The sequence below is a fragment of the Nitrososphaera sp. genome (assembly GCF_036397675.1).
GTDB lineage: Archaea > Thermoproteota > Nitrososphaeria > Nitrososphaerales > Nitrososphaeraceae > Nitrososphaera.
Genome location: NZ_DASWIL010000031.1, coordinates 24,600 through 49,340, shown reverse-complemented (window position 1 = coordinate 49,340; position 24,741 = coordinate 24,600). Strand labels below are relative to the sequence as shown.

Sequence of the window (24,741 nt, the reverse complement as noted above, 5' to 3'; positions counted from 1 at the left end):
ATGGCTCGCTTTCATGCCCGAGCAAGAGCGTCTGGGTTTTCTCTATCGTCTATCCTCCCATTGACTAGCAGCCCAGATCTGCTTTGACTTGTGTGGCGAGCTCCCTAAGGTCTATCGCCTTGTCTGACGTCAACTGATGCCTGCTCTCTTTCGAATTAACTATAGAGATAAATGCAGTCAGCTTGCCGCAGGCAGCCTTGTCGTTGCCTGGATTTTTGTCATCAAGAAGGTCTCGTGCTTGCTTTAGAGGAGATATTAGACTATTTTGAACACCATTGGGCAGATTCATCTCATAGATATCGTCGATTATTGTGCCTACTTCTGCGACGCAGGGTTCGTGTGCAACGGCGCTCCCCAGTATTATGCCATTATCGTTGAAGATGCCGCCGCATTTATTGTCAATGATGCCTGTGTTGCTGATTCCGCCGTTGTTGTTAATGGTACCGTTGTTGTTGATGGTACCGTTGTTGAAAATTCCTCCAAAATTGCTAATCGTACCACCCTCGTTGTTAATCATGCCGTCGTTGTTAATGCTGCCGCCCGGGTTGATGTTAATGGTACCCTTATTGTTAATGGTACCGATGTTTCCGATGCTACCAGAGTCGTTAATCATGCCGTCGTTGTTAATGATAGAGTCATTGTTGATGCTGCCGCCCGGGTTGATGTTAATGGTACCCTTATTGTTAATGGTACCGATGTTTCCGATGCCGCCAAAATTGTTAATCGTACCACCCTGGTTGTCAATGGTACCAAAATTGCCAATTCCCCCATTGTTGTGAATGGTACCTTGGTTAGTCATGATGCTCGCATCGATTACAAGGACGCTTCCAAATTCAATTGTAAGACTTCCACCAGCACCGATGGCAAAATCAACATCCAATACGACCTCCGAGCCAGCAATGGTTATGTCGTCGGCGTTATTCGGACAATCGTCTGCGCTCCAGTTCTTGCAGTCCGACCATTTAGTTCCATCACCACCGCCGTCCCACTCAAGGTTGGCTGCAAAAACCTCCTGCGATGACGACAGAGAGGTCATCAACAACACTGTTCCCAGAGTTCCAAATAGAACGACAAAAAGATAGTTTCTTTTAGGGATACTCCTCTTATTCATGTCGACGATCGCTTAACCCTGATTTAATTTAAGGGTTGTCGGAAAAAATGAGAGAGTTTTATTTCCTAAACCATGCCCGATGCAATAGCTCTCATGAACTGATGGCGCGGTTTGTTGTCTCAATGGCGTTCGTGCGAGTCAGTTGGAATCTCATGTCTTATGGGAGCCAATCTCATGGCCTATTCGGGATTTGGGAAGTGCGGCGGGGCAGCGCTTGCCTTGGTTCAAGTACTGGAAGGAATACTAACAGCTTGCTAGCAGGCAACCGAATCCTCCTTGATAATTCAATCCACTATCCACCCTGATAGTTCAGGCGCGACCAGTACGGCAAGACTTGACAGCACCTATCCCTCCAAACTGGATACCGATAGGCTCAGTAAAAACCATGTTGCAATTCGTTCATTTAGATAGACAATTGACGTGCAAGAACGACAGCATTTTGATGGTGATAAACACCATTATTTGGTTCTGAAATCGAGCAGCATCTGGGGTTTTCAGATGGTTTCTACGAGCCTACCGATAGCAAACCGTAAATATGCGGATCCAGTCTATGGCCTGTGCTAGCAAACTCGGCAGTTAGGCCAACTATTCCAGTTACAAACATCGAAAAAGCCAAGAAGTTCTATGTTGGGACGCTTGGGCTGAAACTTCTGCCTGCAAATATGCAAGGAATGGCACTTCTGAGTGCCGGGAAAGGTACTTTGATCGAGCTCTATGAGAGAGGACAGACCAAGGCTGACCATACCGTCGCTACCTTCGAAGTAGGTAACATAGAATCAGTCGTAAAGAACCTGAAGGAAAAGGGGATTACTTTTGAAGAGTATGACATGCCGGGCATAAAGACGAAGAATGGAATAGCTACTCAGGGGTCGGTCAGGGCTGCCTGGTTCAAGGACACGGATCAGAATATTCTTTGCATACATGAGAGCCGGTAGTGTTTGAGGGTATGAAATTGGGGAGGGAAGGAAGAAAGGAAGAAAGGAATGAATTGATGGGCTGGTGGACAAGCAGACAGCCCGAATCCGAGATTCTACTTTGATGATATAGGAAATTCCATACAACCGGCCGAAATCAGAAGTCTTAAACCAGATGTATTGGCTCCCTGCTTACCTGTCTCCACATGTGTTTTCAGAATATCCAAGAATTTTTGCGGGATGACCAGTGTCACATAGGTCTGCCTATCATAATAAGTCATGCAATGATTGTATTCTATCGAATGGTCTTAAGTATTTCGTCGGCAGGTATCTGGACAACATATTTGAATCGCCCTCTACGCGTGAGGTGCACCTCTCATCGAGGTAATAGTACCACGAGACGAGCCCTCTATCCTACAAGAGCCCATTGAGATACGATAACCATTGCATTGGTGGCGTGGTTTAATTCTGTCCGATCCTTTGATGTGAAGGGCATAGAAATAGCGTATCAAGGCAGGTACTAAACGTGTGCCAGATCGACAAGTCAATGCATCTTACCTTGAAATAGAGTGAGTAGATCCGTGTTCTTCAGTTGCAAAGCCCATATCAGAGATCCTCTTCATTCTTTTCTTACTGCACCTTCGTCCATGTATATTATTTCCCAGAGGTGTCCATCAATATCCTGAAAACTACGTCCGTACATCCATCCGTGGTCTTGTGGCGCTCTAGATTCTCTGCCTCCGGCTTTTATCGCCTTGTCTATCATCTGATCTACTTTTTCTCTGCTTTCGGCGGATAATGCTACTATCACTTCCGTACTTTTTGCAGTATCACAAATTTCCTTTTTAGTAAAGGTTTTGAAAAATTTGTCAACTAAGAGCATAACGAATATATCCCCACCAACAATCATGCATGTCGCATTCTCATCGGTAAATTGAGAGTTGAATGTAAAATCAAGTTTGGTAAAGAACTCTATTGTCTTTTTGAGATCTTTTACTGGCAAATTCACAAAAATTTTTGTTGCCATTATGATAGAACGCAAATTGAAGACTATAAACGCTTTGAATTAGGCAGCGTTTGTCTTGCAGCTCATGAAATTGATGATATGCATACTTACTTGGTATGAGCCAAAAGTAGAGCGCGGGGAATGGGATTCGTCTTTTCCGGTGGCATTCGAGGATCTTTTTTGTCGAGAAAGAACTTTTTCCATTGTATCATCGTATACACTTGACTTCCTATTTGGTTTTATCCTGTGTACAGGCCCGAACTGTGGGCATGGTAATTATGTTACATGATGCTTAAAATTAATCGAGCCGAATCTCTACAGAAAGGGATACTACGATTTGCCTACGATGCAAATCACTTCATTATCCAAATTCACTCTGCCATGAGAATCAGCATATTGACCGACTGCAGCCGTTACTGCTTCCCAAACTTGCTTCTTTTTTTCGTCAGCTTGACTGGCTAGCATGGCGTGGATAGGTGCAGTTATTTGCTGTTGGAACCTTGTATATCCTTCTGCTGAATCAAAACCAATCGTAATGTAAATTGTTTGAACTCGAATATCACTGAACCCCGCTTGACTGAATGACCGTTTCAGAGCCTCAGAGTCGGCTAGGGCAAAAGGTCCCGGAGTGCCGACCGGCGGTGTAGGAGCATTGATTTCTTTTCTGACAGTAGAAAAAGCCAGATCAAGCATCGGAACTTTGGTTGGAGCAGACCATACTGCAGCCGCGAACCTTCCTCCTGGTACGAGGAGCTGCCTAATTGTTGTCAAGGCAACGGGAAGGTTTGGAAGGAACATCAAACCCCATCTAGAAAGAACTGCGTTAAAGGATGATTTCGGAAAGTCCAACTTCTCAGCGTCGGTTATTCCAAATTCCATTACGTTGTCCAAACCAAGAGATTTAGCTCTTGACTTTGCAATTGCTATCATTTGAGGTGAGATGTCAGTAGCCACCACCTTGCCGCCTGGCTTGACCCGCTTTGCAGCCGTGACTGCTGGCTCTCCAATTCCAGTTGCTATGTCCAAAACCCTGTCACCTGGCTTAATTTCTGCCAGCTCGACCAACTTGTCACTGACTTTTTGTGCCCCACGCTCAATGGTTTGCCACCAAGTCTCCCAGCCTTTAGCTACGTTATCCCACATTTGTCGCTGCAGTGCTTTGAATTGTTCTGGATTGAATGATTGTGGAGTCGCGCTCATTCTACTTCCTGATTATTGGCCACACGTAGTTCTTTTACTTTTCCCACGCGCTAGCGCTACAGATAAGAAATGTCTCTGCTGAAAAGCTTACCAAAATCGATGTACAAAATACCGTAGGTGGGATTCGTGAACGCCGGCGGAGGAGTGGGTAAAAGTTCCTGTCTTCGTACCCTATGTACACGCTCTATGACATCGTATTGGAGCTGTATTCTTGCCTGTTTTCTTGATAATGTGTCGCTTATTCCCTGAATAACTCCTCGAATACAGCGCGGGGAGTGGGATTCGAACCCACGTGTCCTTTCGGACATGGGATTAGCAATCCCACGCCCTACCAGGCTAGGCGACCCCCGCCCGCCATGCAATTGTGATCCACATTATATTAATCAAACAATTACTCCTCGTCATCCATACGGACATCGTCACCAATCCCATGATATCTGCGCCTCGCCCCTCCCCCCCCACCGTTTTTTCTCATCACCCGCAGCCGTGCTCCGGTAATAGGGTTATGCAGGCTCGCTCAATAGCCACCCTCATGCCGGAGCATGCGGTACCGTTGCAATTTTTCAGCCTTTGCCTTAAAAAGATTATAAAATGGCTATGCACGAATATAGTATCTTTGAACCTAAAGGAGGCAAACGAGCTCTTCCGGCGCGCCATCATAAAGGCGTACTTTGAGCCCCAGCTCCTGAAGATGGACTATCGCAAGTCCCGGGTCAAACACCCGAACATCTCTGACGACGGGCTGACCCTTGACAACATGTTGCATCTGTACTTCGATGTCGTTACCGGCAACGACTACCTGGACGGAGACGAGTGGTTTTCAGTCGAATACATTTTCCCGCACGGCATAAAGCTCCCCGACGGACTGAAGGGCCCTGACTATTTCACCACCTTGGCGATGCCGGACGGAGGGCACCACTGGCGGCACCGCCAGCTTGTGCGTTTCAAGTACGGCAAGTCCAAGAAACTGGAGGAGTCGCTCAGCTATATCGACAAGAAGTACAAAGAGCTTTCAAAGGGCCTGCACGAGTCCGGCGTAGTCAACCAGCTGGATTGACTGACTTGCTGACTGATCACTTTTTCGGCGGCAGCCACTCGTCGTTCTTGTACGAGTAGTTGATACCCCGCACCAGCGCGATCGCCGGGCTCCACTTGAACGTCGCCTCGTCGTATGAATACAAAACCTCTTCCGCGCTTGCCGGCACCGTTCTTAATTGCAGTGGCACGACGTCCACCAGATACTCTAATTTTTCGATGCCCATCTCGTACTGCCTGTCACCCTTTGACAGCAACGGGAACACTACTGGGATGGTGGTATCGCCAAAGCCGGCGAACCTGACGTACGTTTTCACACCTCTCCTCCCCCGCCTACGCTTCATGTTCTTCAGCACTTCCTTTACCTTGTGCCAGCTGTCCATCGAGAATTCCTGGAAGAACGACTCGCCGTACAAAACAGGGAAACTTATCTCGACCATGCTCACGTACTGAGGGTCGTCCGGCTGCACCTCCTCGTCATCAACCTCAAACGAGCGCTTCAGCGTGTCGTAGAGCGTCTCTATCTCCCAGGGCGAGATGCTGTAGTAGCGGAAGGCGGCTGACAAGGATTGCAGAATTACCCATTCGAATACTTTAAAGCGTTTGTTTGCTAGCTAGAATACGCCGACGAACTTTAACAGATACACAACAGAGAGCGCCGTGACGTAGCCTATCATGTGCTTCCAGGATATTGCGGGAAATGATGGCGCAGCCAGTTTTATTTCATGGTTGTCGATGACGCGAGTGATGTAATCGCGGATCTTGGCGTTCCAGATCTTGTACTCGATCTGGTGCTTTTTCAGGATCTGTTCCACCTCGTAAATAACGGGCGCGCGAACAGAACGGATGTGCTGGATGTATCTGCGCGATATCTCGACTTCCGCCTGAATGGCAATCAGGCCCTGCTGCATGTCAAACAGCCTTACGTGCATCTCCCACGGCTTGGAAAGCCTTTTTGCAAGGCCACATCCAATCTGGTTTGGCTTCTTGTTCTCTAGCCGGGTGGTCTTGAAGCCCTCGGAAAGTAGTGCTTTGACAATCTCGTCCTTCTTGGTCTTGACCATTAGGCTGAGGTGGTCCAGCTCCACTTCTTCGCGCTTGATAAAGGCGCGGAAGCCCCTAGCGATGCTGGTACGCGGGTAAGCTGTAAGGAATTCCGACATATGGGCGTTAAACTAGGATCTATCGACGCGCTATAAAAGCTCTGTGCAAATGCACCTCATTCATAGCAACCTTGTGCCTCTGAAGTAGATGTCCCTTTTTGCGGACACTGCCATGTCGCGCCACGAAAGCCGCCTCTCGGTCCACGTGACTTGAAAGCCGCGAACGACGGCAGCCGGCGTGGATTCTGCCGACTCGCCCATCAACGCCACGCCGACCGTGGCCAGGCTGTCTGCCACCGCCCGGAATGTGACCCGGAGTGTGTTGCCAAATAGGTCCTTCTTGCCCCGGTCATCTTCCACCGGCTCAAAGCCGGCGCACGCTATAGCAATGCCGGTCGTTCCTCTGCGCGTGGGCATCAGCCGGCTGTCAGCGAAGACGATGCCCAGCTTTATTCCTTTGTCCTGGAACCTGCGCCGCAGCTTTTCCGCGCTTGCAAACGGGTTTTTCGGATACAGAATGACGTGCCCCGCCGGTACGTTTGACTTGTCAATGCCGGCGTTGGGCGCCATCATGCCCCGGCGTATAGCAAGGGCAAAGCCGGGGATGCCCCCGACTATCAGGTCGGCCTCCTGCAGCACCATTTCGGCAAGCTTGGCGTCCATTTTGAATTTTCTTGCAAGTTTCTTTGCCTTTGCGCCTGGCCTGACCGTGTCGAGTTTCACAACCCTCCCTTCTGACATCGCCACGAACTTACTTGAAACAACCAGTATGTCGCCGTCGCGGTATCCGAATCCTTGCAGTGCCCCAAAGAGGTCGAACATGCCCAGCCTTGCCGGGACGGAAATCGCAGATATCTCCAATCAGTGACGATATTCGCAACGGGTTTAATCTTTCTTTCTTGCTTTCATGCAACCCGCCAAAGGTTTTAATCCGTCGTGCGACTAATTCCAACCGATACCGTTTTGGCGATGACGATTACCGAAAAAATACTCGCCCGCGCGTCCGGCCGGCAAAACCTGTCGCCCGGCGACGTGGTTTTCGCTAAAGTAGACAAGGTCATGATGCACGACGTGTCGGGGCCTGGCGTAATCAAGGTATTTGCCGAGTGGGAGAAGAAGGGACTGAAATTTGAAAAAATATGGGACCCAGACAGGGTGTGGGTCACTGAAGATCATTTTGTGCCGGCGGCAGACAGGGTATCGGCAGAAAACGTCATCGCGCTTTCCAACTTTACAAAGCAGTACGGAGTAAAGAAGCATTTCAAGTACGGCCTGGGGCAGTACGGCATCTGCCATACGCTATCTCACGAGGAGGCGATGGTGCTCCCCGGCGAGGTATATGTCGGAGGGGACTCGCACACCAACACCACGGGAGCATTGGGTACCTTTGCAGCCGGCTTTGGCCACACCGACGTGGCATACGTGCTCATGAACGGGCAGATATGGTTCAAAGTTCCAGAGACCATGCTGTTCAAGATAGAGGGAGACAAGCCGGCCCACATCATGGCAAAGGACATCATACTGAAGATAATAGGCGAGATAGGCACCGATGGCGCGAACTACCGGACGATGCAGTTTGCAGGCAACGTTGTCAAGGAACTTTCGATGGAAGAGCGCCTGACGCTCACGAACATGACGACGGAGGCCGGCGCCAAGAATGGCATCATAGAGCCCGACGAGACGACGTACGAGTACCTGCGCGAGCGCACGGACGCCCGTTACGCGCCTGTGCAAGGCGACGAGGGCGCTCAGTTCGCAGAGATTTTCACGATAGAAACAACCAAGATGGAGCCGACTGTTGCCAAGCCGTTTTCTCCCGGCAACATCTCTGCCGCGCGCGAGTTGCAAGGGACGGCGCTTGACAAGGCATACATCGGCTCATGCACTGGCGCAAAACTTGAGGACCTGAGGGCTGCAGCCAACATAATGAGGGGCAAGAAGGTCAAGATAAGGACCGAGGTCCTGCCCGCAGCGCAGTCTATCTACATGAAGGCAATGAATGAGGGGCTGATACAGATATTCATGGAATCCGGCGCAGTTGTGGGGCCGCCGACGTGTGGAGCTTGCTGCGGTGCGCACATGGGCGTGCTTGGCAAGGGCGAAGTATGCATCAGCACCACCAACCGCAACTTCCCTGGCAGGATGGGCCACGTCGAGTCGCAGACTTACCTTGCATCGCCACTGGTAGTTGCAGCGTCGGCATTAACTGGCAGGATAACTGACCCGAGGGATGTGAGATAGATGAACAAGACGTTGAGGGGCACGGTGCACAAGTACGACAGGGACAACATCGACACGGATGTCATCATTCCCGGCCCGTACCTGAAGATACACGACCACAAGGAACTGGCAAAGCACGCGCTCGAAGGCCTTGACCCCAGGTTCCCGGAGAAGGTGCAGGAAGGCGACTTTCTTGTCACAGGCAGCAACTTTGGCTGCGGCTCTAGCAGGGAACATGCCCCGATAGCGCTCTCGCTGACAGGCATCAGGGCGATACTTGCCCCTACGTTTGCAAGGATATTCTACCGCAACGCGGTCGACGGCGGCTACCTGCTCCCCATAGAGATAGACAGAGAGACGGTAAAGAAAATCGCTGACAGGGACGAGCTGGAGATAGACATCGCGCAAAACAAAATAACGAACGTGACCAAGAACGAGCAGTACCCTATGAAGCCTTTCCCCGAGCTCATCGCCAAGATAGTAGAGGCCGGCGGCCTGATGAAGTACAAGCCTTGACGAAAAAAGGCAGACTCGAAGAAATTTTCAGCAGGGCGCTCCATGCCGACGACTACTCGCTTTATTTTGTCAGTTACCGCGACTTTGAAAGCATCGTCGAAGTTCCACTAGACGAGTTTGTGAGGATGTCAGAGAATTTCTCAGTCATTCCTGCAAGTAGGATAACAAGGGTGAGGAGGGGGAACGAGACGCTTTACACAAAGTCAAGTCTCTAGGACCCAGCCTTCCTGGTACACTGACTCCTTTCCTGTTGCAGTGGCGTAGCGCCACACGCGCATGGCGCCGGCCCTGACCTGCGCCTTTATCTTGGAAAGCGATTCCAGCTCGCCCTGGATTCCGTCAAGGCTTGCGGTTGTAGAGTGCTTCTTGCAGAACTGGCAGTGCGGGTCAAGCGTCGCCACCCTGCCTGCGTCAATCACAGGGTAGGCGGCGCACGCAAGCGGCCTGTCCTTGTATATTGAGCACGCGTACCCGCCGTGGGGCGACTGCTTTTCCACGTCAAGGAACGGGCAGAAATCGCCGTCGTTTTTCCCCATCATTTGGTACGCGATGATTTTTTCAGGTGCATCAACGCCGACTGCTAGGCGCGGAACGATTTTCGCGGAGATGCCCTTTTGCTCCGCCAGATTTTCTATTCTATGCTTTTCTTCCGGCAGCAACAACACGCCAATCTTGCCGAATTCTTTTGTTGGGTAATAGTCGCGATAGATGCAGCAGTCAGAGCATCCTTCCACGCAGGAAAACTTTACTGCGGGTTTGCCTGTATGCACTGCCACTCGACGCTCCCAGGGTCAAGCTCCGACGCCTGTATAAATGAGATGTTGTACACCGATTTTGTCTTCTTTAATACCTCGAGCTCGAACTTTTTCATCACGCCATCCTTGTCCTTCTTTTTCGGGTCGGTGTTCTCCTTGTATACCCCGAAGCGCAACATTGCCTTTTTCTCGTACCCCTCTTTGAAGCGCTTGTAGTTTTCCGATATGGGCACTTTTTTTACAAAACCGGTGTTGTCGCCGGAGTATTTCGACCCACCGTACAGTATGAACCAGTAGTCGTCGCCCTCCTCCACGAACGAGATCTTTATGTCGACGTCGGGCCACCAATCGATTGTCTTTTTCCACAGCTTGTAAGCGGCCATCCTGTTGGGAAAGAGCGGAAAGACGTTCATGTAAACGTCGTGGTAGCGGTAACCGATGCCCATAAAGTTCCTAAACCAAGTTGTGGGCTTGCTGCTCAAGGTTACAGGAATTGTGCATTTCAGTTATAAATGTCACAGTTGCAAGGTTTAGAACCTCACTACATAATGCTTATTATGGGCCGGAGGCTGTCAATTCAGAATGACTACGTACCGGAACAGCGTCAAAATCTTGGGCGATGTTCTGCGGATAACAGACGAATCGGGCATGGGTGGCGTCAACCTCACCTCGCTTTTGAGAAAGGCCAACCTTTCCTATGGCAGGCTTGCCTCGGTGGCAGGCAAGCTGGTGCAGGCAGGGCTCATGAGCGAGCAGTCCCTAGACGGGCAAAGGATATACGTCATCACCCAGCAGGGCAAGGAATACCTGCGCAGGTACCAGCAGTTTGCCGAAGTCGCAGACTCGTTTGGCTTGGGCCTCTAGGGCAGTTACGGTCAATCAATCATTATCGACGGCGCTACTCTAGTTTTTGAACAGCTTCGATGTGGCATTCGTGCCCACGGTGCTCCTTGTCCAAAATCTGGGACTCCTCGGGTGTTATTGGGAACCGCTCGTTCAGCAGGTGCTCTTCGCCCTCCTTTTCAAGAAGAACCTTCTTGCAGGTGTCGCAGACAAGTTGCATTATGACTGTGCCCATCAAAGGGTTGACTCTGAAATAATATTTAGACTATTTGGCAGACTTATTTACCTACTTTGCCATACAAGCCGAGCGTCACGAATTCTTTCTTTAACACTTGGAGCGCTGTAGGTAGGTTTTTAATAGATCAACCATCATTTTCAGGTGCACAGATGCAGGCAAACCAGCAGCTGGACGAGACCGACAGAAAACTTCTCAACGACATCCAGTGGGTCTTTCCGCTCGCAGACAGGCCGTACCTCGAGCTTGGCAAGAAGCACGGCATGTCAGAGGACGAGGCAATGCGCAGGATAACAGGCTTGCGCAGCATGGGCCTGGTAAGGCAGATAAACGCGATTTTTGACACGAGGCGCCTCGGCTACAGGAGTGCGCTCATTGCCTTTGCAGTTAAACCCGACAAGCTGGACGCCGTTGCGGAAAAGGTGAACCAGCACCCCGGAGTCAGCCACAACTACGAGCGCAACCACGAGTACAACATGTGGTTTACGCTGGCAGTCCCTCCTGATGCGGACATGAAAGTTGAACTGGATAGGATGTCCGCTCTTGACGGCGTGGTGAAATACCGCCTGCTCCCGACGCTAAAGATGTACAAGATAGGCGTCAAGCTTGACATGGTAAACGAGGATGCGGAAAAGCCCAAGCCCACAGAAGAGGTCAAAGAGCTCAACCCTGAAAGGCTCGAGATAACCGAGCGCGATAAAGAGTTTGTCCGCGAATTGCAAAAGGATCTTCCTGTCATTTCCGAACCGTTCAAAGAGATGGCAGAAAACCTTGGGATAATGACGCAGGAGTTGTTTGCCAAGGCGAGAGAATATGAGAATAATGGCCTGATGCGCCGGTACGCAGCCATACTGCGCCACCGCGATGCGGGCTTTGTCGCAAACGGCATGGTGGTGTGGAACGTGTCCCCGGACGTGGTTGACGCCGTTGGGTTCAAGCTCGCTGCGTTTCCGCAGGTTAGCCACTGCTACAGGAGGCCCGTCTACCCCGACTGGAAGTACAACGTGTTTTCGATGCTGCACGCAAGGTCGCTCGCTGCAGCGGAAAAGATGGCAATAGAGATGTCGCAGGTAATCAGCGTCTCTGACTATAGGATCCTCTTTAGCTCCCGGGAGTTCAAGAAAGAGAGGGTAAAGTACTTCGTCTAGCCGGCGATGGGCTTGACGTAAAAGTTGTTCTCGTACATCTCTGTCAGCCTGGCAGACTCGGTAGGCGAGAGGTAGTTGCCGTCAGAAATGGACGCGAACATTTCCAGCTCCTCCACGCTCACCATTGTTGGAAGCACGACAGAAATCTGCGGCTGCGACAGGATGAACTTTATCGCAAGCTCTGTAATGTTCCAGCCCTTGCCATCGGCAATCGGCCGCATATTGTCTATTTTCTGCATCGCTTCCCTGATGAATTCCTCCTTGCGGAATGAGCGGTGGTCATTCTTGTCAAACTTGGTGTCGGCTTTTACCTTGCCTGTCAACAGCCCCGATGCGTCAGGGACGCGCACCATTATGCCCACGTCGTTTTCCTTGGCAGACGACATCAGGTCGCGGCCGGGCTCCTGCTCGAGTACGTTGTAGACCGTCTGCAGGCACGTGATGTTGCGGTTCTCTATCGAGAATATGCCCTCTTCCTTCCAGCCGATTGCAGGACCGAGAGCGACTCCGTGGCTCCTTAACGTGCCCTTTTTCACGAGGTCATCAAGCGCGCCAAACAGCTCATCGTTCTGCATCGCGTCCATCTTGGGGTTGTGCAGACTGTACACGTCGATGTAATCTGATTGCAATCGTTCAAGGCTCTGCTTTAGCGCAAACTGCAAGAATTCCGGGTCATGTTTTTGCGGCAGTTCGTTGTGGCCTATCTGCTCGGCGTCGTACATGTCATAGCCCCACTTTGTGGAATACACGACTTCATTACGCATGTCCTTGAAGGTCTGGCCGACAAGCTTCTCGCTCCTGCCCTTGCCGTACATGTCTGCCATTTCATAGAAATTGATGCCAAGATCGTATGCCTTTTTCAGCATCTTTATTGCCTCGTCGTCGCTGATTTTCTTGCCCCACCAGTCAAGAGCAATGGTCCAGGCTCCAAAGCCTATCTCGCTTACCTTGATGTCGCTCTTGCCGAGCCTTCGGTATTTCATGCCAATACCTCCATCACTTCAGACTCTATTTTTGCAAACGCACAGTCGTCAAGCGCATGCCTGCCTGTAGCGTCGATGTCAAGCGGTATCCAGGACTTACATCCGGCCCACTCTTGCCTTGTGTCAACGCGGATCGGGCTTGGCAGGTTGTATACCCGGACAAGTATCACACTCATTGGCTTCTTGGGGTTATAGGCCATCCTCGCATTAACATAGCTTTCGTTCCAGACATGGTATCTTTCAAGCTTGCGGAGTTTAGAAGGGTCCTTTATCTCGGCGACGCGCCTTGCCTCTGCATAGCTTGACATGATGCTAACATTGTTTGGCGGCTGCTCTTTCAGCACCGTTGCAAGCCTGCCCGCATAGTCTGCTTGAAGGTGCTCTGTAGACTGGTGCTCGTACGTGGGAAACAGCAGAAACTTGTCGTGCTTCTTTACTTCAAAGCCCTGGCGGTATTCGAGTATCCCGCCCTTGCGCAAAAGCACGGCCTGGCGTCCCTCCTCCAGCGCCCTGCAAACGACTGCCCACTCTTTCAGTGCCTGCACCAGATCACCCTAGGCTCTTGACAATGTCCTCGATGTTCTTGTGAACGCATGGGATCATTGGCGTGTCGCGCACGATGTACTTGCTTACCTGGGTCTCGCGCAGCCGCATTATCAGTTCCTGAAACACGACAAGGTCCGGCGTCTCAAAGGCAAGCATGAAGTCCTGGTCGCCTATGCCAAACGAGTACGTGGTGTTCAGGCGCACCTGTGGGTATTTCCTGCCGACTGCGATGTGCTCTTCCATCATCTGCTTGCGCTCCTCAAACGGCATGAGGTACCACTCCCTAGACTTGATAAACGGGTAAACGACAACGTATTTCATCGGAGGCTCGTCGGTCATGAATCCAGGCGTCGTCTTGTTTGCATAGACAGACGGTCTGCTTGCCGACAGGAACACGTGTGAGGACTCTATGTACTTACCAAAAACGGTGCTGTATATCTTGGACGCCATGACCTGCATCTTTTCCACGTTGTCGGAGATCATCCATATCATAAAGTCGGCGTCCGCGCGAAGCCCGAGCGTCGAGTAGGTGCGCACCTTCATCTTGGTGTTTGCGACCTCGACCAAGCTTGCGAACTCTTTTGCTGCCTCGTCGCGGCCTATCTCGTTGAGCCAGCGCCACTTGGGGTCGACCTTGAAAAACGAAAAGTTGAGAAAGACCTGGGCCGGCGGCTTCTTTTTGTCTTCCGACATGTTGGAAAGATGGCGCCCTTTCCATATTTAAAACTAGGCACCGGGCAGCCGGATGTCACTTGCAGAGCATTGCAACATAACCGATTACTTACTCACTCGTTCAAGCAAGCCATCACTTCTTACTTACTTACTTACTTGTCTTCGAGGCCCAGCCAGCCGTAGCCCTTGGTTTCCAGTTCCTCGGACAGCTCTTTGCCGCCCGACTTTATCACCTTGCCCTTGGCGACGACGTGGACGTAGTCGAGTTTTTTCAGGTATCGCAGGATGCGAGCGTAGTGGGTGATGACAAGAACGCCGGCTCCGGTGTCTATCAGGTGGTTTATCGCCTCTGCAACTGCCTTTACGGAGTCGATGTCAAGCCCCGAGTCAGGCTCGTCCAGTATGGCGATGTTGGGCTTTAGAACGAGCATCTGCATTACCTCTGAGCGCTTCTTTTCTCCGCCTGAAAAACCTTCATTGAGGTAGCGGCCGAGGAACGACGGATCTAGCCCCACTTCGGCCAGATTCTTTTTCACGTACTCGTGGAACTCTCTTACAGTCAGGAAGACCTCGCGGTTCTGCTCTTCTGCAAGAGACTTGTTCAGCTGGTTGTAGGCGTTCCGCAAAAAGTGCGAATAGCCGACGCCAGATATTTCAATCGGGTACTGGAATCCAAGGAAAATCCCCTTCCTTGCCCGGAGGTCGGTCGGCATGGTGTTGATAAGCTCGCCCTTGACCCTGATTTCACCAGAGTCGAGGTGGTACTTGGGGTTGCCCATGACAGCGTTTGCAAGCGTGCTCTTGCCCGAGCCGTTTGGTCCCATGATGGCGTGCACCTCGCCCTTGTCTATGTTGAGGTTGAGGCCCGAAAGTATCTCCTTGCCATCGATGCTAACGCGCAAGTCCTTTATCTCCAGAAATGCCATGTTCCTTTTTCTTCTGCTTTGTAGGTATTTAGACTTAACGTCGTTATATTTGGAATATTCACAACCTTTGCCGGTGTGATTTGGTGGGTTACTCGATGGCCAGCGTGCCTACCATAAACGGGTGGGCCTGGCAAAAGTATGTGTATTCACCGGCCCCTATGTCCGAAGCGGCGATGCTGTATTCCTTTCCGTGGGCCAGAAATTTCGTGTCAAAAACCGAGCCGTAATCTTCGTCTGAAAACCCTGTGCCTGAAGTCGCGGTGTGCAGCGTCGAGTCGTCGTTGACCCACCTTATCGTGGCGTCGAGCGGGACTGTCGAGGAGTCGGGATCATAGTCGGGCGAGCCCTGCACCGACGACCCTTTCAGGATAGTTATGGTCACCACGGACGATTCTGATTCGTTTGCCGCAGACGCGGTATCCTCCTTCTGTGGCTCCTGCGCTAGCTCTTTGCGGTATGGAGAGTTGTCGTATACGCCCTCAACTGGCGTCGCCTTGACCACCATCCAGTCATATGCGAGGTAGCCTGTTATTGCGCCAAGTACAAGCAGGACGGGAAAAGCGATGACTCCGGGTCTGCCCATATCCAAGCGTATTTCTGTACCTATATTAATTCCTTTTAGGCCCGGCAACCCGCCTGCAATGCAATGCACTGCAATCGTTTGGAATGACTTTTATCTTGGAAGGCAATGTGGAATGTCAGCTGATGGCCAAGACATCTAGCAAGTGCGGGGCGTGTGGCAACGAGATGACGTTTAGATACAGGTCCATGCCTGAGTGGAACATCGAAGGCGACCTTTGCGGCGCCTGCTACAGCCAAAAGCTAACCGAGCACTACATCGCCCCTGACAGGCGCGACGTGACCAAGAGGTAGGAAAGCCTAAATACTTTATTCCGCCATTCCCCCATATGCCAACAGCCTACATACTCGTGAACTGCACGCTGGGCTCCGAGGAAAAGTTAATCGCCGAGATATCGAAATTCCCGGACGTAAAGGAGGTAAGGGGCACCTACGGCGTCCACGACATCTTTGTCAAGGTCAAGTCGGAAAACACGGAGGCGATGAACCACGTGATCACGAACAAGATCCGCAAGATTCCGGGGATCACGTCGACGGTCACACTCGTCGTAATCGAAGAGCAGGGCGGAAAGGGATAGCTAGCTAGCAAGCTAGCCCTTCAGTTCTTCCTTCTTTTTGTCTTCTGCCTTTATCCGCCTCATTTCAACAAATATGAGTCCTGTTGCCACCACCAGGATGGCCCAGCCTATCCCGCTCACGACAAGATAGTTGTCATATATAGGCACGAAAATGGCGACAGTCGCTATTCCTGCGCCGGTCCACCAGATGAGTATCAGCATAGTTAGGTACCGGTTCATCCCCTCATATCCTCGTCAAAGCCGGCAAACGACTTGAGCACCTTGCCGCAACTCTTGCAGCGGCAGTACTCGGTGAACTCGTAGTCGTCGTACTTGCGGTAAGCAAACGACTCGCCGTGGTCGCAGAAAAGCTGCCGTATGCCCAGCACACGGGTAATTGGGCTTTGGGCTTGATTACTATTTCGATCAGGCTTGATATAGTGGCTCCCCTTATTGCAAGAAAGGGCCCGTAGCGTAGCCAGGATATCGCGGCGGTCTTCGGAACCGCAGGTCGTGGGATCGAAGCCCTCCGGGCCCGCTCTTCTCATGTAGAGGAAGCCGCAACAGCATCTTTTTGTAGTTCTCTACTAATAGCGAAAATTTCCCTACAGGTAGAGAATGATGTGGATTTCTTGGGATTTGAAGCTTTTCTGAGAAAAGAGCGGAGGCCTAAGACGGTTAGTCGTTCCCTCTCGCTTGCCAAGCAATATGCTCGTGTGCTTACGACTAGCGAAGCCATAGCTAGCAACTATTGAAGGATACTTGATTATCTTGGTGACAATGAAACTTCTATGATCGACTGTCGTTCATTCTTTGAAGCACACAATGATAGTAGGATAAAGATGAGGAGTACTAGTTGCTTCAACCGCATGTACTCTTTTGTTCTTACATAACTCTGGTCGCTTTCTTAACGAGTAGAATTTTTGCCGCAATGCACATTGGCGGGGCGTGAGGGTACAGGGAGTAATGGTAATGAGTGATAGAAAAGAGATGAGGGACATGTAAACGGCAGTTGAAGCTCATCCGTTACTTGCATGTAGTTAAGTATCACACAATCAACTTATTCTTCAGCCACGACTCTTCTAACTCGTTGGAACTGGATGCCGGCACACTTGGCGACATAGAGAGCCTTATTGAGAAGTGTAAGTATGAACGTGATCCTGACCGTCAGCTAAAGATTCTGTTAGTTATCAACGCAATGCTTCCGCACACCAAAAAGTTGCACATACCATCATACTTGACAGATGATTACATTACTAGAGCTCTTTATGAGATAGAAAAAGCATTGAAGAGCAACTATTAGATGTGGAGTGGCATATTTATTGTCACACTTTGTTAGCAGAGATATTGTCACCTCCAACGTGACGTATATGCGTTGATGGCATGATAAAAGCGAGTTTTGACGAGTAGATTCGAGTAGTTTTCTTCAATAAAACGCTAGATCTGTGGAAAATGAGTAACAATAACTTTGCTACGTTTTAGTGACAATAATTGTATACTCTACAATTAGATATTAGGTCTATAGCAATATTCGCAGCGGTTGATTAGCTGGCGTGGGCGTACAGGATTTGCGGGTAAGTCTATTGATATTCAGTTCGAAATTCAGCCTGCAATAAGCGAGTACAATGAAGGTGTATATACAATCGTGATTCGGCTTGAAGTTGATGGAGGAGTTTACAGTAACAGCATATTCGGTGATTGTTGATTAGATTATATGGTGATCACTCTCCCGTTCTCTCTGGCTTCGTGGCGGCTCCCTTGATCGGGTTGATCTGCGGATCAGCCGCAATCCGAATCCCCAGAAGGGACATGAGAGGAAATCCTTCCGTAAACCTCCGGGCCCGCTTACTTACTTGTCTACCTTGAGATCATTCAGCAGTCGCTCGATGTTCGTCACAGTCTTGCCGCTTGCGTCGGCTATCTGCTGGCGCGCTGGCGGCTCTTCGCGGTAATTTTCAATCCTGGCAGCAATCCTTTCCTGGTACGTGGAGATGTGCTCGTTCTGGTAAAACACGCCGATGGGTATCTTGTCGCCCCACTCGTTTGACTTTTCTATCACCTTGGCCATCTTGTCGTTCATTTCTAACGGGTCACGCACTATGCCGTCGTACCCCTGATCCTCCATCTTGTAAATGCGCGGCATCGCCCTCTTTGTGGTAGGATCGACTAGGTCCGCGCCCTGGAACCACTCTTTAGTGTTGATGTCATTGTAAGTCGGGCACGGCTGTAGCACGTCTACAAACGCCAGTCCCTTGTGCTCGACTGCCTTTCTGATGATATCCTTGAGGTGCCTGACGTCATACGAATACCCCCGTGCAATGAATGTAAAGCCGGAGACTAAGGCAAGCGCAATGGGGTTTACAGAGTTGTTCATGTTTGGCTGCGGCAATGATTTCGTTTTCATGCCAAGTTTCAAAGTCGGCGCCGCCTGTCCCTTTGTCAGCCCATAAACGGCATTGTTGAATATGATGTAGGTCATGTCCACGTTGCGCCTGCCGGCGCTAACAAAGTGGCCAGCACCAATGCCAAGCCCGTCGCCGTCGCCGCCAACCGCGATAACCTGAAGGTCAGGGTTTGCAAGTTTCGCTCCCTGCGCAAATGGCAGTACGCGGCCGTGAAGCGTGTGAATGCCGTACGTCTTTATGAAGTGAGGCGTCTTGCCCGAGCAGCCTATTCCGGAGAATATCGTCGCCTTGTGCGGCGGGATCTGCATGTCGGCAAGTGCCATCTGTATGGCGTTAAGTATCCCGAAATCGCCACAGTTGTGTAGTATGGCGTTCTCGCTAACATACGAGTTGACATCGTCTACTTCGAGGTTGTGCACGGGCCCGCTGTAATCGAAACTCTCGATCTTCTTGATAGGTAGCAGGACATAGTCAGGACCTAGAAGCGAGGAAGGCGATTTGCCAACATGCGGACCTGACTCGTACTCCCTGCCCAAGACCCTACACAGAACAGCAAAGTCGCGGTCATTCACTACCTGAACAGAGAACGATTTTTTGTGTATTCCGCTTGCTTTTGTCACGGAAATCACAGGCACTATCCACTGCCTTAGTAGGAGAGTCTTTACCTGCTCGCAGAGCGTGTTTGAGGTTGTCTTGAAGTTTGCGCGCAGCTGTTGGGTGTTGACCCAGCCGTCGCCCCTCCATAGCCCTTCTATCAGCTCTGCCTGTTTTTCGACTGGAAGCAACATCGCAAAATGCGGTATTTTCTTGTTGTAAGCCCCGTTGCCAAACCATTCCAAGAACAGCCTGCCAAGCGGAGCAGAATAGAAAGTCACTGTAATTCCCTTCCCCTTTGTGCGAAGAGACCCTTTCAGGCCAAACACCCGCATCATGGTTTCTTTTACATCGTCTAGGAATTCAACTTCATCGACGTGAAACGCAAAGCCTATCTCGCGGTCGTGCACGCATCCTTCTGCAATATAGTAACCGATCAACCGCAGAAAGCCTGCATCCAAAGGTATTCTCGGCGGCAGTTCTTTGCTCACCGTGTCTTTCTTACGCATGTGGTAATCGACATCAATGTGGTCCCTGTCCTCCTGCTCCTTCTGTATGGGATAGATGAGGTAGTCCTTTTCCTCGACCTCGTCAGCCCTCTTCCACACGGCGTCGTAACTGGTGTTGTGTAGCTTCTTGTTCCGGTCTGCGCGCTTTACTACGAGAATCGGATGTTCGGGAGTTGCAAAGGTTTCCCCGAAACACTTTGTCACTATCCTAAACATCCTGCCCCTGTGAATGTGGCTTATTATTTCAGTTACCTTATGGAACTTGCCGTCCCTGCCAAGCACCCGTTCGCCCACTCTAACATCTTGAATCTGTTTCGCAGAAGGGTTGCAGTGTATGGTAGTGTCAGGCAGTACGCAGCCTGCGCACCAATCGTTGTGCACCTCTGTCTTGTAGTCAGCTGGTTTAAGTGCCACCTTTCAGCACCTGTCTCCTTGCAGCATCTCCGGAAATTATTTGCATCACGGCGTTATAAACTTCCTCAAGCGACATCGGCCTGCCGTTGTACTTGACGACTTTGTAGTCGGGCGCGCGGCCGACATGTTGGCTGACAAGCGCGCCTAGCTGGCCGAGGTAGTTCATTTCGATGTCGGCAACGGCCTTGGCGCCTGCAAGCATAGACTTCACCAGTTCGGTAGGGAACGGATTTAACAATCGCACCTGCACAAAGCGCACCTTCTTGCCCTCCGCCTCGAGCATCTCCATAGCGTCCAGTATAGCGCCCTTGGTCGAGCCCCAGCTTATTATCGCGACGTCGGCCTTTGGATCGCCAAACATCACCGCCTTGTCATCGTCTGGGATTTCCTTCAGGGCGAGCTCGAGCTTGTCCATTCGCTTGTCCACCATGCGCACCCTCATCTCGGGGTCTTCGGTGATATGGCCTTCTTCCGTGTGCTCGTCGCCCGTGTTCCAGAATATCGCGTCTTCTGTGCCAAGGGGAATTCTCGTGGTTATCGGATTGTCTGTCAGCTTGAAGCGCAGGTAACTGCCGGCCACCCCCTTGTCTTTCTCCGTTATCTTCGTGGCAAGCGCGCCCCGCTCTATCTTGACTCTTGCTGGATCGAAAACCTTGCAGGTCATCACGCTGTTTGCAATGGCCTTGTCCAGCAGGTGAATGACAGGCATCTGGTACTTGTCGGCAAAGTTGAACACCTTGATGCTGTCGTAAAAGCTCTCCTCGATGTCGCCTGACGCAAACACGATCCTCGGGAATTCGCCATGGCCAGCATTTATCGCAAACTGCAAGTCGCCCTGCTCGTGCCTCGTCGGCAGACCCGTCGACGGCCCTGCGCGCTGGTACAGTGATACTACGACCGGGACCTCGTTAATGCCGGCCCAGCCGAGCGCCTCTGCCATGAGCGAAAAGCCTGGGCCCGAAGTCGCGGTCGCGGACCTCGCCCCCGAGAGCGCTCCGCCAATTGCCATCGTTATCGCGGCTATCTCGTCTTCTGTCTGCATGACAACAGTCGAGCCCTTTTTGCCCGAGTCGTAAATGTCGAGTATCTCATGTGATTCCAGGTACTCGCTGTCGTCTGACGCGGGGGTGATGGGGTAGTATGTCTGGAATCTGCAGCCTGCGACCATCTTGCCCATCGCCGACGACTGGTTGCCAAGCACTATCATCATGTTGCTGTCTGCAGGACGAATCTTCAAGCGGTACTCGAACCCCGCAGGGTCCAGTTTTTGCTTGGCATATCCGTAGATGTGCGACGCGGCCTTGACGTTCATCTCAGCCACGCTCTCCTTTGCCTTGAAGATGTAGCGTATGGCCTTTGCAAGCGAGTCGGTGTCAAAATCAAGGAGCGCCATCGACGCGGAAAGCGCCATAACGTTTGTCATGCGGGTGAGCTTGCTGAGCGACGGGTTGTTCATATTGGACGCAAACTCCTCGAGCAGCTTGAAGTAGGGCATTGAGTACAGGACGGCACCGTTCTTTTTCGCAAACTCGAGCGCATCGTTGACCGTCGTGCCAAGCCCGCCCTTTTCAAGCATTGTTTTTATCCGCCTTGCAGCCGGGTCGTCGAGGGTCGGCACTTCGTCGACCTTGGTCTCGGAAGCATTGGCGTCGTAGAATATCGCGCCCCCTTTCGTCACCTTGTTAAAGTGCCTGAACACGGTCTCGGCGTCAAACGACACAAGCACGTTGATCTCGTCTACGGATGACCTTATCGGCTTCTCTGCGATTCGTACGGTAAAGTAGCTATGCTCGCCCTTGATGTTTGAATAGTATTCGCGTTTGCCAAACACGTGCAGGCCGCCAACCGCGCACGCCCTGGAGAATATGTTTGCGGCAGAATCCACCCCGGACCCCTGCCCGCCGCCGATGACCCAGGATAGAGAGTTTGTGATCATGACTATTATTTCTGGTCCCCATTTCTTGCTTTTAATAGTTTACAAATTGAAAAAGGAAAACAGTCAACCGCCGCCAGTCGCGGCGTCCAGTATGCAGCACTCGCACGAGTCCTTCTGCCCGCAATAGGGGCAGACACACATGCACGACTCGATACTGTTGCCGCAGTAGTCGCACAGGACGACCTCGTCGCTTGCCATCTGCTAGCTCACCGCATCCAAAGTTTTTATACTTTTTACTGAGAGCGCATCAGGTTTAGCGCGGATCCTGCCTTGAACCAGCCGATCTGCGCCTGATTGTACGAGTGTGTCAACGATATTTCATCGGAGGTGCCGTCGGCGTGCTGTATGACGCATTTCAGGGGCTTGCCCTGCTGCATCTCTGCAAGGCCGGCGATGCTCAGCCGGTCGTCCTCTTCTTTTATCTTGTCATAGTCGGCCGGGTTTTCAAATGTGAGCGCGAGGACGCCCTGCTTTTTCAGGTTCGTCTCGTGTATCCTTGCAAACGACCTTGCTATTACCGCCGCGCAGCCTAGGTAGCGCGGAGTCATGGCCGCGTGCTCGCGGCTTGACCCTTCCCCGTAGTTGCTGTCGCCCACTATGACCCAGCGTAGGCCCTTTGTCTTGTAGTCGCGAGCCACGTGCGGGTAAGGCTCGACCTGTCCCGTAAGCTGGTTCTTGCCGTTTCCAACCTGGCCGTCGCGGAACGCGTTCACCGCGCCAAGAAGCAAGTTGTCGCTTATTCTGTCTAGATGACCGCGGTACATCAACCAGGCTCCTGCCGGCGAGATATGGTCTGTCGTCGTCTTGCCCTTTGTCTTTGCAAGCACAGGTAATTGTTCAACGTCCTTGCCGTTCCACTTTGCAAAAGGCGCAAGCTTTTGGAGCCGGTCGCTTGCAGGGTCTATAACCACTTCAATGCTGTCAGGGTTTTCAGCGGGCGGCACGTACACGTCCCTTGCCTCTGCAAAGCCGGCCTTTGGCACTTCAGGCGCGGGCTTTGGAGGCTGCAGTCTGAACTTTTTGCCGTCAGGCGCCGTCAATTCATCTTTCAAAGGGTTGAATGAGAGCCTGCCGCCAAGCGCAAGCGCGATAACAAGCTCGGGGCTGCCGATAAAGTTCATGGTCTCCCGCCTCCCGTCGTTCCTGCCTGGGAAGTTGCGGTTGTATGAAGTGACAATAGTGTTGGGCTCGCCCTTTTTCAGCTCTGGCCTGCTCCACTGGCCGATGCACGGGCCGCAGGCGTTTGCTAGCACGTTTGCACCGATTTCCTTCAGTATTTGCATCTGCCCGTCCCGCTCTATGGTAGCGCGGATCATTTCCGAGCCGGGTGTAACTTGGAGCGGCACTTTTGTCTTTATGCCGTGCTTTTTGGCTTGCTCTGCGATGTCGGCCGCGCGTGACATGTCCTCGTACGAAGAGTTGGTGCAGCTTCCGATGAGCGCCACTGAAATGATGTCAAGGTAATTGTTCTTGCCCACGTCCTCGGCCATTTTCGATACCGGCCTTGCGAGGTCGGGCGTGTGAGGGCCGACTATGTGAGGCTCCAACGACGAGAGGTTAATCTCAATGAGCTGGTCAAAGTATCTGGCGGCGTCCTTTTCCACCTCGGGGTCTTCCGTCAACAGTTCTTTGTGCATGTTTGCAAGGTCCGCAAGCTCTGGCCTGCCGGTCGCACGCAGGTAGGCGTCCATTCGCTCGTCGTAGGCAAACACCGAGCAGGTGGCACCGATTTCTGCGCCCATGTTTGTTATCGTGGCCTTGCCGGTACAGCTTATAGACCTTGCGCCGGGGCCGAAATATTCGATGATGGCATTCGTGCCGCCGGACACAGTCAGCTTGGCAGCAACGTACAGTATAATGTCCTTTGGCGCGGCCCAGCCGCTCAGCTCGCCCTTCAGGTAGACGCCTATCCTTTTCGCATACAACAGTTCCCAGGGCATGCCGGCCATCACCTCCGCCGCGTCGAGGCCCCCAACGCCGATTGCGACCATGCCAAGTCCGCCGGCGTTCGGGGTGTGCGAGTCGGTGCCTATCATGAGGCCTCCGGGGAAAGCATAGTTCTCAAGAACGACCTGGTGGATGATGCCGGCGCCCGGCTTCCAGAACCCGATGCTGTACTTGCGGCACGCAGACTCTAGAAATTGATAAACTTCATTGTTCTGCACGAGTGCAAAGCGCGTGTCAGTCGCGCTGTCCACCTTGGCCTGTATCAGGTGGTCGCAGTGCACCGTGGTCGGCAGCTTCACCCGCTTCAATCCCGCCTGCATGAACTGCAGGATTGTCATCTGCCCCGTCACGTCCTGGAGCGCGACCCTGTCCGGGTTCAGGAAAACGTAACTCTTGCCCCTTTCAGGCTCGTGAACCTGGCCATCAAGGTGACCGACCAGGATTTTTTCAGAAAGCGTCAGTGGTCTCTTTACCAGCTTTCTGTACTCGGCAATGTTTGCTCCAAGCTTATCGTACACCTTCTTGGCGAGCGCAGGCGTTGTCTCTATCGCTACCATCTGCACGAGAACCGGCGGTTTTGTCCAATA

General features: G+C 51.8%; 30 protein-coding genes, 2 tRNA genes and 1 pseudogene. 11 read left to right on the top strand and 22 right to left on the bottom strand.

What is annotated here, in order from left to right; translation table 11 throughout:
- Positions 1-64: 64 nt before the first annotated feature.
- Positions 65-1,111: a hypothetical protein gene (locus VGA14_RS07345; RefSeq protein ID WP_331003104.1), complete on the bottom strand. Its 1,047-nt coding sequence runs from the start codon at positions 1,109-1,111 to the stop codon at positions 65-67.
- A 557-nt stretch (positions 1,112-1,668) separates the two neighbouring features.
- Here VGA14_RS07345 and VGA14_RS07340 point away from each other — a divergent pair.
- On the top strand, positions 1,669-2,046 hold the full coding sequence (locus VGA14_RS07340; RefSeq protein ID WP_331003103.1) for a VOC family protein: 378 nt from the start codon (positions 1,669-1,671) through the stop codon (positions 2,044-2,046).
- A gap of 598 nt (positions 2,047-2,644) precedes the next feature.
- On the opposite strand, the gene VGA14_RS07335 is transcribed toward VGA14_RS07340, so the two are convergent.
- The 3 genes from VGA14_RS07335 to VGA14_RS07325 all read right to left on the bottom strand — a co-directional run bounded on the left by VGA14_RS07335 (position 2,645) and on the right by VGA14_RS07325 (position 4,582).
- Positions 2,645-3,052 (bottom strand): VOC family protein, encoded by a 408-nt coding sequence (locus VGA14_RS07335; RefSeq protein WP_331003102.1) that lies wholly within the window; start codon positions 3,050-3,052, stop codon positions 2,645-2,647.
- Between the two features lie 309 nt (positions 3,053-3,361).
- Positions 3,362-4,231 carry a class I SAM-dependent methyltransferase gene (locus VGA14_RS07330; RefSeq protein ID WP_331003101.1) on the bottom strand — a complete coding sequence of 290 codons (870 nt, stop codon included), beginning with the start codon at positions 4,229-4,231 and terminating at the stop codon, positions 3,362-3,364.
- A gap of 267 nt (positions 4,232-4,498) precedes the next feature.
- Positions 4,499-4,582: transfer RNA gene (locus VGA14_RS07325), tRNA-Ser, on the bottom strand.
- Positions 4,583-4,847: 265 nt separating this feature from the next.
- Here VGA14_RS07325 and VGA14_RS07320 point away from each other — a divergent pair.
- Entirely contained in the window at positions 4,848-5,288 is a 441-nt protein-coding gene (locus VGA14_RS07320) for a hypothetical protein (RefSeq protein ID WP_331003100.1), read from the top strand.
- A gap of 16 nt (positions 5,289-5,304) precedes the next feature.
- Here VGA14_RS07320 and VGA14_RS07315 read toward each other — a convergent pair whose 3' ends face one another.
- From VGA14_RS07315 to cofE, 3 genes are read right to left on the bottom strand one after another with little or no spacing between them, the layout of a single operon-like run.
- Complete coding sequence (locus VGA14_RS07315; RefSeq protein WP_331003099.1) at positions 5,305-5,832, bottom strand: hypothetical protein; 528 nt, start codon at positions 5,830-5,832, stop codon at positions 5,305-5,307.
- Between the two features lie 48 nt (positions 5,833-5,880).
- On the bottom strand, positions 5,881-6,429 hold the full coding sequence (locus tag VGA14_RS07310) for a hypothetical protein (protein ID WP_331003098.1): 549 nt from the start codon (positions 6,427-6,429) through the stop codon (positions 5,881-5,883).
- A gap of 60 nt (positions 6,430-6,489) precedes the next feature.
- Positions 6,490-7,230 (bottom strand): coenzyme F420-0:L-glutamate ligase, encoded by a 741-nt coding sequence (cofE, locus tag VGA14_RS07305; RefSeq protein ID WP_331003097.1) that lies wholly within the window; start codon positions 7,228-7,230, stop codon positions 6,490-6,492.
- A gap of 108 nt (positions 7,231-7,338) precedes the next feature.
- Here cofE and VGA14_RS07300 point away from each other — a divergent pair, with 108 nt between their 5' ends.
- Genes VGA14_RS07300 through VGA14_RS07290 form a run of 3 tightly spaced genes read left to right on the top strand, consistent with a single transcriptional unit; the run spans position 7,339 to position 9,320 of the window.
- Positions 7,339-8,610, top strand: coding sequence for a 3-isopropylmalate dehydratase large subunit (locus VGA14_RS07300; protein WP_331003096.1), 1,272 nt, complete (start codon positions 7,339-7,341; stop codon positions 8,608-8,610).
- Positions 8,611-9,105: a 3-isopropylmalate dehydratase small subunit gene (leuD, locus tag VGA14_RS07295; protein WP_331003095.1), complete on the top strand. Its 495-nt coding sequence runs from the start codon at positions 8,611-8,613 to the stop codon at positions 9,103-9,105.
- Positions 9,102-9,320: a DUF504 domain-containing protein gene (locus VGA14_RS07290; protein WP_331003094.1), complete on the top strand. Its 219-nt coding sequence runs from the start codon at positions 9,102-9,104 to the stop codon at positions 9,318-9,320. The genes leuD and VGA14_RS07290 overlap by 4 nt, the downstream gene beginning before the upstream one ends.
- Here the strand turns inward: VGA14_RS07290 and VGA14_RS07285 are convergent.
- Both VGA14_RS07285 and VGA14_RS07280 read right to left on the bottom strand, forming a co-directional pair.
- Positions 9,309-9,881 (bottom strand): YkgJ family cysteine cluster protein, encoded by a 573-nt coding sequence (locus VGA14_RS07285; protein ID WP_331003093.1) that lies wholly within the window; start codon positions 9,879-9,881, stop codon positions 9,309-9,311. The genes VGA14_RS07290 and VGA14_RS07285 overlap by 12 nt on opposite strands.
- Complete coding sequence (locus VGA14_RS07280; RefSeq protein WP_331003092.1) at positions 9,851-10,342, bottom strand: hypothetical protein; 492 nt, start codon at positions 10,340-10,342, stop codon at positions 9,851-9,853. Before VGA14_RS07280 ends, VGA14_RS07285 begins: the two co-directional genes overlap by 31 nt.
- Before the next feature lie 100 nt (positions 10,343-10,442).
- On the opposite strand from VGA14_RS07280, the gene VGA14_RS07275 reads away from it, so the two are divergent.
- Complete coding sequence (locus VGA14_RS07275; RefSeq protein ID WP_331003091.1) at positions 10,443-10,724, top strand: winged helix-turn-helix domain-containing protein; 282 nt, start codon at positions 10,443-10,445, stop codon at positions 10,722-10,724.
- Between the two features lie 34 nt (positions 10,725-10,758).
- On the opposite strand, the gene VGA14_RS07270 is transcribed toward VGA14_RS07275, so the two are convergent.
- Entirely contained in the window at positions 10,759-10,938 is a 180-nt protein-coding gene (locus tag VGA14_RS07270; RefSeq protein ID WP_331003090.1) for a hypothetical protein, read from the bottom strand.
- Positions 10,939-11,090: 152 nt separating this feature from the next.
- Here VGA14_RS07270 and VGA14_RS07265 point away from each other — a divergent pair, with 152 nt between their 5' ends.
- The gene (locus VGA14_RS07265) at positions 11,091-12,086 is read left to right on the top strand and encodes an Lrp/AsnC family transcriptional regulator (RefSeq protein WP_331003089.1); all 996 of its coding nucleotides are present in this window, start codon (positions 11,091-11,093) and stop codon (positions 12,084-12,086) included.
- On the opposite strand, the gene VGA14_RS07260 is transcribed toward VGA14_RS07265, so the two are convergent.
- The 5 genes from VGA14_RS07260 to VGA14_RS07240 all read right to left on the bottom strand — a co-directional run bounded on the left by VGA14_RS07260 (position 12,083) and on the right by VGA14_RS07240 (position 15,796).
- A complete protein-coding gene (locus VGA14_RS07260; protein WP_331003088.1) occupies positions 12,083-13,069 on the bottom strand; it encodes an aldo/keto reductase in 987 nt (328 codons plus the stop codon). The two genes, VGA14_RS07265 and VGA14_RS07260, sit on opposite strands and share 4 nt — an antisense overlap.
- Complete coding sequence (locus tag VGA14_RS07255; protein WP_331003087.1) at positions 13,066-13,614, bottom strand: DUF1802 family protein; 549 nt, start codon at positions 13,612-13,614, stop codon at positions 13,066-13,068. The genes VGA14_RS07260 and VGA14_RS07255 overlap by 4 nt, the downstream gene beginning before the upstream one ends.
- A 4-nt stretch (positions 13,615-13,618) precedes the next feature.
- Positions 13,619-14,308, bottom strand: a complete 690-nt coding sequence (locus VGA14_RS07250; RefSeq protein WP_331003086.1) for a chlorite dismutase family protein — start codon at positions 14,306-14,308, stop codon at positions 13,619-13,621.
- Between the two features lie 131 nt (positions 14,309-14,439).
- Positions 14,440-15,213 carry a Fe-S cluster assembly ATPase SufC gene (gene sufC, locus VGA14_RS07245; protein ID WP_331003085.1) on the bottom strand — a complete coding sequence of 258 codons (774 nt, stop codon included), beginning with the start codon at positions 15,211-15,213 and terminating at the stop codon, positions 14,440-14,442.
- A gap of 88 nt (positions 15,214-15,301) precedes the next feature.
- Positions 15,302-15,796, bottom strand: coding sequence for a cupredoxin domain-containing protein (locus tag VGA14_RS07240; protein ID WP_331003084.1), 495 nt, complete (start codon positions 15,794-15,796; stop codon positions 15,302-15,304).
- Positions 15,797-15,918: 122 nt separating this feature from the next.
- On the opposite strand from VGA14_RS07240, the gene VGA14_RS07235 reads away from it, so the two are divergent.
- Positions 15,919-16,086, top strand: a complete 168-nt coding sequence (locus VGA14_RS07235; RefSeq protein WP_331003083.1) for a hypothetical protein — start codon at positions 15,919-15,921, stop codon at positions 16,084-16,086.
- 35 nt (positions 16,087-16,121) lie between these two features.
- Complete coding sequence (locus VGA14_RS07230) at positions 16,122-16,370, top strand: Lrp/AsnC ligand binding domain-containing protein (RefSeq protein ID WP_331003082.1); 249 nt, start codon at positions 16,122-16,124, stop codon at positions 16,368-16,370.
- 12 nt (positions 16,371-16,382) lie between these two features.
- On the opposite strand, the gene VGA14_RS07225 is transcribed toward VGA14_RS07230, so the two are convergent.
- Positions 16,383-16,589 carry a hypothetical protein gene (locus tag VGA14_RS07225; protein WP_331003081.1) on the bottom strand — a complete coding sequence of 69 codons (207 nt, stop codon included), beginning with the start codon at positions 16,587-16,589 and terminating at the stop codon, positions 16,383-16,385.
- Entirely contained in the window at positions 16,586-16,738 is a 153-nt protein-coding gene (locus VGA14_RS07220; protein WP_331003080.1) for a hypothetical protein, read from the bottom strand. Before VGA14_RS07220 ends, VGA14_RS07225 begins: the two co-directional genes overlap by 4 nt.
- A gap of 74 nt (positions 16,739-16,812) precedes the next feature.
- Between VGA14_RS07220 and VGA14_RS07215 the strand changes: the two genes are divergently transcribed.
- Together VGA14_RS07215 and VGA14_RS07210 are read left to right on the top strand one after the other, a co-directional pair.
- Positions 16,813-16,887: transfer RNA gene (locus tag VGA14_RS07215), tRNA-Arg, on the top strand.
- A gap of 552 nt (positions 16,888-17,439) precedes the next feature.
- Positions 17,440-17,652, top strand: coding sequence for a hypothetical protein (locus VGA14_RS07210; protein WP_331003079.1), 213 nt, complete (start codon positions 17,440-17,442; stop codon positions 17,650-17,652).
- Between the two features lie 546 nt (positions 17,653-18,198).
- On the opposite strand, the gene VGA14_RS09605 is transcribed toward VGA14_RS07210, so the two are convergent.
- The 5 genes and pseudogenes from VGA14_RS09605 to VGA14_RS07190 all read right to left on the bottom strand — a co-directional run bounded on the left by VGA14_RS09605 (position 18,199) and on the right by VGA14_RS07190 (position 24,711).
- Positions 18,199-19,122 carry a 2-oxoacid:ferredoxin oxidoreductase subunit beta gene (locus tag VGA14_RS09605; RefSeq protein ID WP_349257152.1) on the bottom strand — a complete coding sequence of 308 codons (924 nt, stop codon included), beginning with the start codon at positions 19,120-19,122 and terminating at the stop codon, positions 18,199-18,201.
- Positions 19,123-20,139, bottom strand: a pseudogene (locus VGA14_RS09600) (LAGLIDADG family homing endonuclease); the annotation flags it as partial.
- Between the two features lie 121 nt (positions 20,140-20,260).
- Positions 20,261-22,207, bottom strand: coding sequence for a 2-oxoacid:ferredoxin oxidoreductase subunit alpha (locus VGA14_RS07200; RefSeq protein WP_331003077.1), 1,947 nt, complete (start codon positions 22,205-22,207; stop codon positions 20,261-20,263).
- A gap of 63 nt (positions 22,208-22,270) precedes the next feature.
- Positions 22,271-22,405, bottom strand: a complete 135-nt coding sequence (locus tag VGA14_RS07195; RefSeq protein ID WP_331003076.1) for a hypothetical protein — start codon at positions 22,403-22,405, stop codon at positions 22,271-22,273.
- A gap of 35 nt (positions 22,406-22,440) precedes the next feature.
- Complete coding sequence (locus VGA14_RS07190; RefSeq protein ID WP_331003114.1) at positions 22,441-24,711, bottom strand: aconitate hydratase; 2,271 nt, start codon at positions 24,709-24,711, stop codon at positions 22,441-22,443.
- Between the last annotated feature and the right edge of the window lie 30 nt (positions 24,712-24,741).